The organism is Pseudomonas sp. CJQ_9, from assembly GCF_043106615.1.
Classification (GTDB): domain Bacteria; phylum Pseudomonadota; class Gammaproteobacteria; order Pseudomonadales; family Pseudomonadaceae; genus Aquipseudomonas; species Aquipseudomonas juntendi.
Genome location: NZ_JBICMS010000001.1, coordinates 63,219 through 75,424, shown reverse-complemented (window position 1 = coordinate 75,424; position 12,206 = coordinate 63,219). Strand labels below are relative to the sequence as shown.

The window sequence follows — 12,206 nt, the reverse complement described above, 5'->3', positions numbered from 1 at the left end:
TTTGCTGTAGTCTAATCAATGTCGGCAGCAATACTGCCTTTTCAGGAGCCGTTCCATGATTCGCGTAGCAATCGCCGTGTTCGCTTCGCTGGTCGCCACGTCTGCGCTGGCGGCGGTCAAGCCGTGCGAGGAACTGAAAGCCGAGATCGAGGCCAAGATCCAGGCTCAAGGGGTGGCGTCGTACACCCTGGAGATCGTGCCCAACAGCGAGGTCCAGGACCCGAATATGGTGGTCGGGACGTGCGATGGCGGGACCAAGAAGATCATTTACCAGAAGAATGATCGCTAGCGCTCGAGCATGGGTGGCCGCTTCGCGGCCCATTTGCGACAAAAGCCCGCTTCCACAGGACCCTGTAGGAGCGGCCTTGCGTCGCGATGGGCTGCGCAGCAGCCCTGACTCGCAGCAGCTCCCCCACCGGCAGCACCCCCTATCCGCCGCACCCCCGCCTACGGAATACAGAACACATCGCTAGGCTCATTCACCAGCACCGTGCGGCTGGCGTCATACAGCAACACCTGCGGCTCCATTACCGGCGCCCGTGCTTCCAGGCGATAACGTTCCCCGGCCTTGAAGTCATCGAAGCGCACAGTCAGGTAACAGGTACGGTCCCGGGGATCGGTCAGCATCCCGCCAGAGTAGATCTCGTAATCGAAGCGCACGACCAGCTCATGCTTGCCGGGGGTTACCTGAAAGTATCGGCCGTCTTCCAGGCGCTTCCCGTCAAGGCGGTCGGCCATGATCACCCGGCCGGGCGTCATGGTGTACAAGTCGACCCAGGCTTGCTTGGGGTCGACCGGCGGCAAGGGGCTGGCGCAAGCCCCCAGTGCACTAAGGGCGATCAGCATCATGGGCTGGCGCATGGCAAAACTCCCACTTGCGATTGGCACGTTAAGCATAGCGCCGTTTGCGTGGTTCAGGTGTGCTGGCAGCCCGCTGGCAGGCCCTGGCCCAGCAGTTTTTGTTGCTGGTCATACAACTTCACCCACGGGCGGAAGCCGATGCTCCCGGCCTGCAGCTGATAGCGTTGCCCGGCGTTGAAGTCTTTGAACGCCAGCTTTACCTGGCAATCTCGCCACAGGGGTTGGTCGACCGGGCCGATGTTGCTGGGGGTAACCGGAAACTGGTAGCGCACCGTCAACTCATGGCTGCCAGGTTGCACTTCGAAGTACCGGTTGTCGGCCCAATCGCGCTCATCGACCTGCACCGCGTGCAACGAGGTGTTGTCGTAGGGCGTGAGGTCGATCCAGGCCTGGTTCGGGTCTGGGTCTGGCAGCGTTGAACAGGCAGATAACAGCAACAGTGAACCGGCGATCCACAATGCACGCATGGCGAAACTCCCCCGTGGCGAGATAGTCTTGGAGCGAATCGGCCTTGAGCGAGTCAGACAGTCCCGATGCTTCGACTTTTTCTTTTGCAGCGCTCAGGCCCTGGGCCACTCGACCGCGTTTTCACCCGTTTGGTTCCGCTGCTGGCGGTGCTTCTGCTGAGTGGTTGCAGCAGTGCGGCCTATTACGGCCAGCTTGCACAAGGCCAGTGGCAACTGCTGCGCGCGCGGCAACCGGTGGAACAAGTGGTCGCCGACCCTGCTACCTCTCCCCTGTTACGGGCGCGGCTGCAGCGGGCGGAACAGGCGCGCGCGTTTGCCAGCCAGCAGCTGAAGTTGCCGGATAACCGCAGCTACCGCGTATACGCCGACCTTGGGCGCCCCTATGTGGTTTGGAATGTTTTCGCCACGCCTGAGCTCTCACTGCAACCGGTGACCCACTGTTTTCCGATAGCGGGTTGCGTGGCGTACCGCGGCTATTACCGGCAAGGTGCGGCGCGTGGCTCGGCAGCGTTGATGCGCGAGGAAGGGCTGGATGTGTACGTGGGCGGGGTGGAGGCCTATTCCACCTTAGGCTGGTTCGACGACCCTATTCTTTCGTCGATGGTGGGCTGGGGTGACGAACGCCTGGCCACCTTGATCTTTCACGAGCTGGCGCACCAGCGCTTTTATGTGCAGGACGACACCGAGTTCAATGAGTCCTTTGCCTCGTTCGTCGAACAGGAAGGCACCCGGCAATGGCGCGCAGCGCGCGGCCTGGCTGCGGTGGGTGGCGATCAGGGGCAGCAGCGTGAGCAGTTTATCCAGCTGGTGCTGGCCAGCCGCGAGCGGTTGCAGGCGATTTACGCCGGGCCGCTGGATGATGCGCACAAGCGCCAGGCCAAGCGGGCGGAGTTCGCGCGGCTCAGGCGTGACTACCAGCAGGTGCGGGACAGCCAGTGGGGCGGCGACAAGCGCTTTGACGCCTGGGTGTACGGGCCCATGAACAATGCCAAGCTGTTGCCGTTCGGGCTGTATGACCAATGGGTGCCGGCGTTCGCGGCGCTGTTTCGCGAGGTTGGCGGGGATTGGGGGCGGTTCTATGAACGGGTTGAGCAGTTGGGGAGGTTGCCCATCGCTGAAAGGAAGGCGGCGCTGCAGAAGTTGATGGCTGGCCGGTGAGACTTTGGGGCCGCCTTGCGGCCCATCGTCGGCAAGCCAACTCCCACAGCGACCGCAAGGGCTGCAAAGCAGCCCTGAAGGCCCTTAGGCCTTGATAAATGCCTGATGCATCTCGGCCAGCGTGGCGAAGTGGAAAGCCGGTGCTTCGGCCATCAACTCCTCCCGGCTACCAAACCCATAGCCCACCGCCACGGCCTGCAAACCATTGCTGCGCGCGCCGATCAGGTCATGCTTGCGGTCACCGATCATCAGCGTCTGCGCCGGGTCCAGCCCTTCTTCGTCCAGCAAATGGCGAATCAGCTCAACCTTGTTGGTGCGCGTGCCGTCCAGTTCGCTGCCGTAGATCACCTTGAAGTGGTGGTCGAAGGCGAAGTGCCGGGCAATTTCGCGGGCAAACTCCCACGGTTTGGAGGTGGCGATATACAGCGTGCGGCCCTGGCTGTTCAGGGCTTGGAGCAGCTCCGGTACGCCGGCGAACACCAGGTTTTCGTACAGCCCGGTCACGCGGAAGCGCTCGCGGTAGAAGTTGACCGCCTCCCACGCCTTGGCTTCGTCGAAACCATAGAACTGCATGAACGCCTGCAACAAAGGTGGGCCGATGAAGTGCTCGAGGCGGGCCAGGTCTGGCTCATCGATGCCCAGCTTTGCCAAGGCATATTGGATAGAGCGGGTGATGCCCAGGCGTGGGTCGGTCAGGGTGCCGTCGAGGTCGAACAGGATGTTTTGCTGGTGCATGTACAAGGTTCCACGCAAATGCGCTCATTCAGGTTGATCGAAGCCTTCGGCCAGGTGCTGGTCCTTGAGCTTCACATAGTTGCTGGCGCTGTAGGCAAAAAACGCCCGCTCCTGGTCATTGAGCAGTCGCGCCTGTTTCACCGGGCTGCCCATGTACAGGTAGCCGCTGACCAGGCGCTTGCCTGGCGGCACCAGGCTGCCGGCGCCAATGATGACTTCATCCTCGACGATTGCACCGTCCATGACCGTGCTGCCCATGCCGACCAGAATGCGGTTACCCAACGTGCAGCCATGCAGCATCACCTTGTGACCGATGGTCACTTCGTCGCCGATGATCAGCGCGAAGCCGTCCGGGTTGAACGGGCCGGCGTGGGTGATATGCAGCACGCTGCCGTCCTGCACGCTGGTGCGCGCACCAATCCGTATGCGGTGCATGTCGCCGCGCACCACGGTCAGTGGCCAGACCGAGCTGTCTTCGCCGATTTCAACGTCGCCCAGCACCACCGCCGAACGGTCGACGAATGCCCTGGGCCCCACTTTCGGAGTGTGTTGCTGGAAGCTGCGAATGGCCATGATAGCGTCTCTCATCTGTGTCGATAGGCAGGCTGCCTGCTGCGGTCGGCGTCGATTGTAATTAAGATGGGGCAGTGTTTCTTCTGCCAAGGTATCCGAACCGTGAGTGCGAACAACCCGCTTCTGCAGTCCTACGATCTGCCGCCCTTCTCGCAAATCCGTGCCGAACACGTGTTGCCGGCGATCGAAGCGATCCTGGCCGACAACCGTAAAGCCATTGCCGAGATCCTCGAAAAGCAAGGCAGCAACCCCACCTGGGCAGGCCTGGTGCTGGCCATGGACGAACTGAACGACCGCCTGGGCGCTGCCTGGAGCCCGGTCAGCCACCTCAACGCGGTGTGCAACAGCGCTGAATTGCGCGAGGCTTACGAGTCGTGCCTGCCAGCGCTTAGCGCCTACTCTACCGAACTGGGCCAGAACCGTGCGTTGTTCGAAGCCTACCAGGCGCTGATCAGCAGCCCGGAGGCCGCCGGGTTCGATGTGGCGCAAAAAACCATACTCGAACATGCCCTGCGTGACTTCCGTCTGTCGGGTATAGACCTGCCAGCGGACAAGCAGCAGCGCTATGCCGATGTGCAAAGCAAGCTCAGTGAGCTGGGCAGCCGCTTCTCCAACCAGTTGCTGGACGCCACCCAAGCCTGGGCCAAGCATGTGACCGACGAGGCCGCACTGGCCGGCCTGACCGATTCGGCCAAGGCGCAAATGGCCGCCGCAGCGCAGGCTAAAGGCCTCGACGGCTGGCTGATCACCCTGGAATTCCCCAGCTACTACGCGGTGATGACCTACGCCAGCGACCGCGCTCTGCGCGAAGAGGTGTATGCGGCCTACTGCACTCGCGCCTCGGACCAAGGCCCGAACGCTGGCCAGAACGACAACGGGCCGGTGATGGCGCAAATCCTCGACCTGCGTCAGGAACTGGCCGAGCTGCTGGGCTACAAGAACTACGCCGAGCTGAGCCTGGCGACCAAGATGGCCGAGTCCAGCGACCAGGTACTGAGCTTCCTGCGCGATCTGGCCCAACGCTCCAAGCCGTTCGCCGCCCAGGACCTGCAGCAGCTCAAGGCCTATGCCGCCGAGCAAGGCTGCCCAGAGCTGGCCAGCTGGGACGCCGGGTACTATGGCGAGAAGCTGCGCGAACAGCGCTACAGCGTGTCGCAAGAGGCCCTGCGCGCCTACTTCCCGATCGACAAGGTGCTCAGCGGCCTGTTCAGCATCGTGCAGCGCCTGTATGGCATCGAAATCGCCGAGCTGAAGGGCTTCGACAGCTGGCACCCGGATGTCCGCCTGTTCGAAATCAAGGAAAACGGCCAGCACGTCGGGCGCTTCTTCTTCGACCTGTATGCCCGCGCCAACAAGCGGGGGGGTGCCTGGATGGACGGCGCCCGTGACCGGCGCCGCACCGCCAGCGGCCAGTTGCAAAGCCCGGTGGCCAACCTGGTGTGCAACTTCACCCCGGCTGCGCCTGGCAAGCCGGCGCTGCTGACCCATGATGAGGTCACCACGCTGTTCCACGAATTTGGCCACGGCCTGCACCACATGCTGACGCGCATCGAGCATGCCGGGGTTTCCGGCATCAATGGCGTGGCCTGGGATGCGGTCGAGCTGCCTAGCCAGTTCATGGAAAACTGGTGCTGGGAACCGGAAGGCCTGGCGCTGATTTCGGGGCATTATGAAACCGGTGCGGCCCTGCCACAGGACCTGCTGGACAAGATGCTGGCGGCGAAGAACTTCCAGTCGGGCATGATGATGGTGCGCCAACTGGAGTTCTCGCTGTTCGACTTCGAACTGCATGCCAGCCATGGCGACGGCCGCAGCGTGCTGCAGGTGCTCGAAGGCGTACGCGATGAGGTTTCGGTCATGCGCCCGCCGGCGTACAACCGTTTCCCCAACAGCTTTGCGCACATCTTTGCCGGCGGTTACGCAGCGGGTTACTACAGCTACAAATGGGCTGAAGTGCTGTCGGCCGACGCTTTCTCGCGCTTCGAGGAAGAAGGCGTGCTGAATGCCGAAACCGGCCGTGCTTTCCGCGAAGCGATCCTGGCCCGTGGCGGCTCGCGCGAGCCTATGGAACTGTTCGTCGACTTCCGTGGCCGTGAGCCTTCCATTGATGCATTGCTGCGCCACAGTGGCTTGGCCGAGGCCGCTGCGGCATGAGTGAGGTAGCCGTGAACAAGACCAAGAAGCGCTTTATTGCCGGGGCTGTATGCCCGGCATGCAGCCAGCCCGACAAACTGATGATGTGGAGCGAAGACGACGTACCGCACCGTGAGTGCGTCGCCTGCGGCTTTACCGATACGCTCAACGAACAGGGCTTGTCGGTGCCCAAGGAGCTGGGGACACGGGTCAATCACCTCGAACCGAAAACCCCTGCGGCCAAGGTACAGACGGTGCAGTTCTTCCCTAATCCGAAGTTGAAGAAATCCACAGAGTAAGGGTACAGGGCGTTACATAGAGCTTCTGCGGGGCAACAGGGGGCTGGCTACAGTGTCGGCCCCTGACTTGCCCCTGAGGTGCTTCGTGAATCACGGCCTTGCTCGAATTGCCCATGGCTTGCTCGACTACCCGTCGCTACGGCCCGAGCAACTGCAACCCGCTTTCTTGTCCATTCGCGACGCCAATGTCGCGGCGCTCGAACAGATCATCGAACACAGCGGCCCGGCGCCAGGTTGGGATAGCTTGGTGCTGGCCGTCGAGCAGCTTGATCAGCGGCTGGAAGACCTGCTGCACATGCTCGTGCCGTTGGTGTACGAAAGCCAGGCATGGGCTGTGGAAGTCGATGCCTGTAACCAGTTGCTGCTCGACTGGGTACGATACAAGCACGAGCACTTAAGGCTGTATGAAGCTTACCAGCGCCTCGATCCCGCGCAGCTGGATGACGAGCGTCAGGCTGTGCTCAAACTGATCCTCAGGGCGTTCCGCCACGCAGGCCATGGTTTGGGCGCTAGCGCGCGCAAGCAACTGCACACCACCGAGCAGGCGATCGTCGGGCTTGAGCAGCAATTCATGAGTAACCTGATCCAGGCACGTGAGGCCTGGACTTGCCTGTTGCCGGGCGAGGCGCGCCTGGCCGGCCTGCCAGGCCCTGAGCGTGATCGGCTGGCAGCCAAGGCTGCGGCGCAGGGCCAGGCGGGTTGGCTGCTCGACCTTGACGAGCGCACGGTGCAAGTGGTCCTCGAGTGGGCCGACGCGCGTGAGTTGCGTAAAGAGGTTTATCAGGCCTCACGGCAGCTGGCTTGCGACCTGGGTGGCAACCACGCCCTGGACAATGGCCCGGTGCTGCAGGCGCTGTTGCGCCTGCGCCATGAGCGTGCGCGCCTGTTGGGCCTGGCCAACGCGGCGCAGTTGAGCCTCGAAGCCAAGGATTCGCGTGACACCTCGCAGGTCGAGCACTTCATCAACGCATTGATCCAGCAGAACAGCGCGCGCTTGCAGGAGGAGCTGAACGCGATGCAGGTGCTGGGTAGCGAATTGGGTATCGAGGCGCTTGCCCCGTGGGACGTCGCATACCTTGGCCGGAAGCTGCGGCTGCAAGGCAATGAGGCGATCGATGCCCGCCTGCGCGAGCGTTTCCCCCTGGACAGCGTCCTGCAGGGGCTGTGGCAACTGCATGAACAGGTGCTTGGCGTGCGTATCGTGGCGTGCGACGTGGAAGGTTGGCACCCCGACGTGCAGGTGCTGGAGGTAATGGACGGGCATACCAGCCTGGGGCATATCTACCTGGATGCCTATCAGCGCCCAGGCAAGCTGCCCTGGCCATACAGTTATCCCATGCGCCAGCGCCATGTGGATGCCAACGGTGTGGTGACGTTGCCCGCCGCTCTGCTGTCCTGCTGTTTCGAGCTGCAGCCTGGGCATGTCACGCCCAACTTGACTCACGCAGACCTCTGCAAGCTGTTTCACGAGGCGGGCCATGCCCTGCATCAGTTGCTGGTCACCAACCAGCACCGGCGCCTCAATCGCACCGCCACTTCCGCCTTGGGCGCCGATGCCTGCGAATTCGTCGGCACCTTGCTCGAACAGTGGTGCTGGTCCGCCCCGACACTATTGGCGTTGCCGCAGCCGGAAACGAGTGCGCCGCCAGTGTCATTGCCACAGATGCAGCAGTGGCTCGCCGGCAAACGTCGTTTCCAGGCGGTGGCGGAAGCCGAGCAACTGCGGCTGTGCTGGTTCGATCTCGTCGCGCATTGCGACGATCGCGCCCGCCACGACCTTCGCCAGCTGGCAGTTGCGGCAACCCTGCAGGTCGGCTTGCCGCAAGCCTTCGCCCAGGACAGGTTTGCCGAAGGGTTTGATTACATGGTCACGGGTTACGAAGCGGGTTATTACTGCTACAAGTGGGCGCAGGTCCATGCCATTGACGCGTTCAGCGCATTCGAGGGGGCCGACGCCGATCATCGGGCGCTGGGCCGCCGCCTGCGCGACGAAATCCTGGCCAAGGGCGGGATGCGCCGGATGACGGCGTCGTTCAACGCATTCGCCGGCAGGCCCATGTCGCTGGAGCCGTATGCAAGGCGCCACTTGTCTCCCTGATAACAATGCTGGAGGCGGTGCTGGTAATATACTGTATGCATAACCAGTAGGGGCAAACAGCATGTATCCTGTTCGCGGTCGTGGTACCAGCCATAACCCACACAATCGTTTCGCATCACGCCAGTCGGTGCTCGAAGACGATGGCTGGTATCAGGAGGTGCCCGTTACCCAGGGCACCGAAGTCAGGGCCGAAACCGCCAAGACCATCATCGCACGCAATACTTCCCCTGACCTGCCCTTCGACCGCTCGATCAACCCCTACCGCGGTTGCGAGCATGGCTGTATCTACTGCTATGCCCGCCCGTCCCATGCCTACTGGGATCTGTCCCCAGGCCTGGACTTCGAAACCAAGCTGATCGCCAAGACCAACGCCGCCGAGGTACTGGTGCAGCAGTTGAGCAAACCTGGGTATGTGTGTGCACCGATCAACCTGGGCTCCAACACTGACCCGTACCAGCCGATCGAGCGCGAGCAACTGCTGACTCGGCGCCTGCTTGAGGTACTGCTGCGCTTTCGCCACCCGGTGACCATCGTCACCAAAGGGGCCCTGGTGCTGCGCGACCTCGACCTGCTCGCCGACATGGCTCGCCAGCGCCTGGTGCGGGTGATGATCAGCCTGACTACGCTGGACGATGACCTCAAGCGGGTGCTCGAGCCCCGGGCGGCAGCGCCAGGGGCGAGGTTGCGGGCCATTCGTGTGCTGCGCGAAGCAGGCGTGCCGGTCGGCGTGTTGTGCTCGCCGATGATACCGATGATCAACGACAGCGAACTGGAGCGCCTGTTGGAAGCGGCCAAGGCGGCCGGGGCGCAGAGCGCGGCGTACATGCTGCTGCGCCTGCCGCTGGAGGTGGCGCCGCTGTTCGAGCAGTGGTTGCACGACCATTACCCACAGCGCGCTGCGCATGTGCTGAGCCTGATCCGCCAGAGCCGCGATGGCGAGCTGTACGACAGCCGCTTTGGCACGCGCATGCGGGGTGAGGGGGTATTTGCCGAGTTGCTGGCGCAGCGCTTCGCCAAGGCGATGAAACGCCTGGCGTTCGAAGGGCGCGAGTCGCAGGTGCTGGATTGCTCGGCCTTTAGCCGGCCGGGCGAGCAGATGGCACTGTTCTGATAGCCAGGGTAAACACCCCCTACAGAAAGCCTGACTAATGGCAGCCAATAATTACGCTAATGCATATTGGCAGTTGATGTTTTTTTGCTATTATTCAGATCCCGCCTTTTATATCTGGAACGCCCGTTCTAGAGCCCTCGAATTAAGTTTCAGTTAAGTTTTCCCGGTTAGCGTAGGCAACCAATCCACACCGACTGTGATCTATGGGCTGTGCGTGTCATCTAAAACCCTGCATAGCCAGAATCTTTAACCGGTAAAATGGATTTACCTACACACCGTCAAGAGGATGAATCATGCCCGTCAAGGACCCATCCAAGGTCGTACCGCAGGTCCCCGCTGAAAGCGCCGATGCTGCCCTGAAGCACATCGTCGACGGTTTCCTGCGCTTTCACCATGACGTCTTCCCTGAACAGCAAGAGCTGTTCAAGAAGCTCGCCACTGCGCAAACACCGCGCGCCATGTTCATTACCTGCGCAGACTCGCGCATCGTGCCCGAACTGATCACGCAAAGTTCGCCAGGCGACCTGTTCGTGACCCGTAACGTAGGTAACGTAGTACCGCCTTATGGCCAGATGAACGGTGGCGTTTCCAGCGCTATCGAGTACGCGGTGATGGCACTTAAAGTGCACCACATCATCATCTGCGGCCACTCCGACTGTGGCGCGATGCGTGCGGTACTCAACCCGCAATCGCTGACCAAGATGCCAACGGTTGGCGCCTGGCTGCGCCACGCCGAAGTGGCCCGCACCGTGGTCGAGAACAACTGCTCGTGCGGCAGCGAGCATGAAAGCATGCAAGTGCTGACCAAAGAGAACGTCATCGCCCAGCTGCACCACTTGCGCACCCACCCTTCGGTGGCTTCGGGGCTTGCAGCGGGTCAGCTGTACATCCATGGCTGGATCTACGACATCGAGACCAGCAGGATCGAAGCCTACGACGCCGCCAGCGACAGCTTCATGCCCCTGGCCGCAGGCCAACCGGTGCCATGCGCCACTCCGAGAGGCCGCTACTAAGCGACCCGTCCGCCGTTAGAACCTTGATAGCCGGCTGCACCCTGTAAGGGTGTGGCGCGGCCTTCGGCTGCCCTGAATACCCTGACTGCCCTGCCGGCGAGCCCGCTGGCGGCCCGCGCCTGCGCGTTTGTCGGGGACCCAACGTGCCCATGGCCAGGGGAATGGCCGTGCGACTAGAGAAAGGAGAAACATGGTGAACATTACACAGCTGAAAGCGGCCCTGCCGCGTGAGTTGCTGGCTTCGGTCGTGGTCTTTCTGGTGGCCCTGCCCTTGTGCATGGGCATTGCCATCGCCTCGGGCATGCCGCCGGCCAAAGGCCTGATTACCGGCATTATCGGCGGGGTCGTGGTCGGCTTCCTCGCCGGTTCGCCGTTGCAAGTCAGTGGTCCGGCGGCGGGCCTTGCGGTGTTGGTCTTCGAGTTGGTACGCCAGCACGGCATGGCCATGCTCGGGCCGATCCTGTTATTGGCCGGTTTGCTGCAATTGCTGGCCGGGCGCCTGCGCCTGGGCTGCTGGTTCCGCGTCACCGCACCGGCGGTGGTCTACGGCATGCTCGCAGGCATTGGCGTGTTGATCGTGCTGTCGCAGGTGCATGTGATGTTCGACACCGTACCGCAGCCATCGGGTATGCAGAACCTTGTGCAGTTCCCGGCGACCCTCGCTGCGGCCATGCCGCACGAAAGCGCCGGCGCTGGCTGGATAGCCGGTGCGCTGGGCCTGGGCACCATCGCCATCATGTGGGGCTGGGAACGTTTGCGGCCGCAGCGCCTGCGCTTTGTGCCAGGCGCCCTGCTGGGTGTGGCGAGCATGACCATGATCAGCATGTGGTTGGCCTTGCCCGTGAACCGCGTGGAAGTACCGGCTGACTTGTCCGAAGCCATCGACTGGCTCCGCCCCGGTGACTTGATGCAACTGGCCGACCCTGCCCTGCTCGTCGCCGCCTTTGCCCTGGCATTCATTGCCAGTGCCGAAACCTTGCTGTCAGCAGCTGCGGTCGACCGCATGCACAGTGGCCAGCGGTCGGACTTCGACCGTGAACTGTCTGCACAGGGCATTGGCAACATGCTTTGCGGGGTGCTGGGTGCACTGCCGATGACCGGGGTGATCGTACGTAGCTCGGCCAACGTGCAGGCAGGTGCACAAACGCGCGCTTCGGCCATTTTCCATGGCTTGTGGCTGCTGGCTTTCGTGGTGGCGTTGAGCAGTGTGCTGCAGCAGATACCAGTAGCCAGCCTGGCAGGTGTGCTGGTGTTCACGGGGATCAAGTTGGTCGACTTGAAGGCATTCCGTGGGTTGGGCCGTTATGGCCGCATGCCGATGTTCACCTATGCGGCGACGGCGCTGGCGATCATCTTTACCGACCTCTTGACCGGGGTGCTGCTCGGCTTTGCCCTGACCTTGCTGAAGCTGGCATTCAAGGCTGCACGGTTGAAGATCAACCTGGTCGACCTGGCAAAGCCTGGGCACATGGAATTGCGGCTAAGTGGCGCCGCGACCTTCCTCAAGGTACCAGCATTGACCCAGGTGCTCGATGGCGTGCCGGCGGGCACCACGTTGCATGTGCCACTGGGTAACCTGAGCTATATCGACCACTCGTGCCTTGAATTGCTGGAGGACTGGGGGCGCAGCAATGCTGCCAATGGCTCGCGGTTGCTGATCGAGCAGCGGCGGTTGAAGCGGCGAATCGAGGGGCGGTTACGGACTACGGCGGGTGTGGGGGCCTGAGGTTGAAGTTCTGTAGTGCCTGAACTGGCCTT

The 12,206-nt window shown here is 62.4% G+C and carries 12 protein-coding genes; 8 read left to right on the top strand and 4 right to left on the bottom strand.

Annotated features, from left to right (window positions below; genetic code table 11):
• Nucleotides 1-55: 55 nt before the first annotated feature.
• Complete coding sequence (locus ACF8SD_RS00360; RefSeq protein WP_009682184.1) at nt 56-289, top strand: DUF1161 domain-containing protein; 234 nt, start codon at nt 56-58, stop codon at nt 287-289.
• A gap of 158 nt (nt 290-447) precedes the next feature.
• Here the strand turns inward: ACF8SD_RS00360 and ACF8SD_RS00355 are convergent, their stop codons facing one another.
• Complete coding sequence (locus ACF8SD_RS00355; RefSeq protein ID WP_054906239.1) at nt 448-861, bottom strand: hypothetical protein; 414 nt, start codon at nt 859-861, stop codon at nt 448-450.
• Between the two features lie 53 nt (nt 862-914).
• Complete coding sequence (locus ACF8SD_RS00350) at nt 915-1,328, bottom strand: hypothetical protein (protein ID WP_392483384.1); 414 nt, start codon at nt 1,326-1,328, stop codon at nt 915-917.
• 84 nt (nt 1,329-1,412) lie between these two features.
• Here ACF8SD_RS00350 and ACF8SD_RS00345 point away from each other — a divergent pair, with 84 nt between their 5' ends.
• Nucleotides 1,413-2,486: an aminopeptidase gene (locus ACF8SD_RS00345; protein ID WP_173891630.1), complete on the top strand. Its 1,074-nt coding sequence runs from the start codon at nt 1,413-1,415 to the stop codon at nt 2,484-2,486.
• An 84-nt stretch (nt 2,487-2,570) separates the two neighbouring features.
• Here ACF8SD_RS00345 and ACF8SD_RS00340 read toward each other — a convergent pair whose 3' ends face one another.
• Together ACF8SD_RS00340 and ACF8SD_RS00335 are read right to left on the bottom strand one after the other, a co-directional pair.
• Nucleotides 2,571-3,221: an HAD family hydrolase gene (locus ACF8SD_RS00340; protein WP_173887093.1), complete on the bottom strand. Its 651-nt coding sequence runs from the start codon at nt 3,219-3,221 to the stop codon at nt 2,571-2,573.
• A 24-nt stretch (nt 3,222-3,245) separates the two neighbouring features.
• A complete protein-coding gene (locus tag ACF8SD_RS00335; RefSeq protein ID WP_029886284.1) occupies nt 3,246-3,794 on the bottom strand; it encodes a gamma carbonic anhydrase family protein in 549 nt (182 codons plus the stop codon).
• A 102-nt stretch (nt 3,795-3,896) separates the two neighbouring features.
• Between ACF8SD_RS00335 and prlC the strand changes: the two genes are divergently transcribed.
• The 6 genes from prlC (at nt 3,897) to ACF8SD_RS00305 (ending at nt 12,174) form a co-directional block, all read left to right on the top strand.
• Entirely contained in the window at nt 3,897-5,948 is a 2,052-nt protein-coding gene (gene prlC, locus ACF8SD_RS00330) for an oligopeptidase A (protein ID WP_392483383.1), read from the top strand.
• Nucleotides 5,945-6,226 (top strand): YheV family putative zinc ribbon protein, encoded by a 282-nt coding sequence (locus tag ACF8SD_RS00325; RefSeq protein WP_392483382.1) that lies wholly within the window; start codon nt 5,945-5,947, stop codon nt 6,224-6,226. Before prlC ends, ACF8SD_RS00325 begins: the two co-directional genes overlap by 4 nt.
• 85 nt (nt 6,227-6,311) lie before the next feature.
• On the top strand, nt 6,312-8,324 hold the full coding sequence (locus ACF8SD_RS00320; protein ID WP_392483381.1) for a M3 family metallopeptidase: 2,013 nt from the start codon (nt 6,312-6,314) through the stop codon (nt 8,322-8,324).
• Between the two features lie 61 nt (nt 8,325-8,385).
• Complete coding sequence (locus ACF8SD_RS00315) at nt 8,386-9,435, top strand: PA0069 family radical SAM protein (protein WP_173887095.1); 1,050 nt, start codon at nt 8,386-8,388, stop codon at nt 9,433-9,435.
• A 293-nt stretch (nt 9,436-9,728) separates the two neighbouring features.
• The gene (locus ACF8SD_RS00310) at nt 9,729-10,448 is read left to right on the top strand and encodes a carbonic anhydrase (RefSeq protein ID WP_009683612.1); all 720 of its coding nucleotides are present in this window, start codon (nt 9,729-9,731) and stop codon (nt 10,446-10,448) included.
• Between the two features lie 190 nt (nt 10,449-10,638).
• Nucleotides 10,639-12,174, top strand: a complete 1,536-nt coding sequence (locus ACF8SD_RS00305) for a SulP family inorganic anion transporter (protein ID WP_392483379.1) — start codon at nt 10,639-10,641, stop codon at nt 12,172-12,174.
• Nucleotides 12,175-12,206 lie beyond the last annotated feature (32 nt).

What these genes read in the sequence shown, in the direction of transcription:
- ACF8SD_RS00360 (WP_009682184.1), top strand. Translation starts at nt 56, where the DNA reads ATGATTCGCGTAGCAATCGCCGTGTTCGCTTCGCTGGTCGCCACGTCT.
- ACF8SD_RS00355 (WP_054906239.1), bottom strand. Translation starts at nt 861, where the DNA reads ATGCGCCAGCCCATGATGCTGATCGCCCTTAGTGCACTGGGGGCTTGC.
- ACF8SD_RS00350 (WP_392483384.1), bottom strand. Translation starts at nt 1,328, where the DNA reads ATGCGTGCATTGTGGATCGCCGGTTCACTGTTGCTGTTATCTGCCTGT.
- ACF8SD_RS00340 (WP_173887093.1), bottom strand. Translation starts at nt 3,221, where the DNA reads ATGCACCAGCAAAACATCCTGTTCGACCTCGACGGCACCCTGACCGAC.
- ACF8SD_RS00335 (WP_029886284.1), bottom strand. Translation starts at nt 3,794, where the DNA reads ATGGCCATTCGCAGCTTCCAGCAACACACTCCGAAAGTGGGGCCCAGG.
- ACF8SD_RS00325 (WP_392483382.1), top strand. Translation starts at nt 5,945, where the DNA reads ATGAGTGAGGTAGCCGTGAACAAGACCAAGAAGCGCTTTATTGCCGGG.
- ACF8SD_RS00315 (WP_173887095.1), top strand. Translation starts at nt 8,386, where the DNA reads ATGTATCCTGTTCGCGGTCGTGGTACCAGCCATAACCCACACAATCGT.
- ACF8SD_RS00310 (WP_009683612.1), top strand. Translation starts at nt 9,729, where the DNA reads ATGCCCGTCAAGGACCCATCCAAGGTCGTACCGCAGGTCCCCGCTGAA.
- ACF8SD_RS00305 (WP_392483379.1), top strand. Translation starts at nt 10,639, where the DNA reads ATGGTGAACATTACACAGCTGAAAGCGGCCCTGCCGCGTGAGTTGCTG.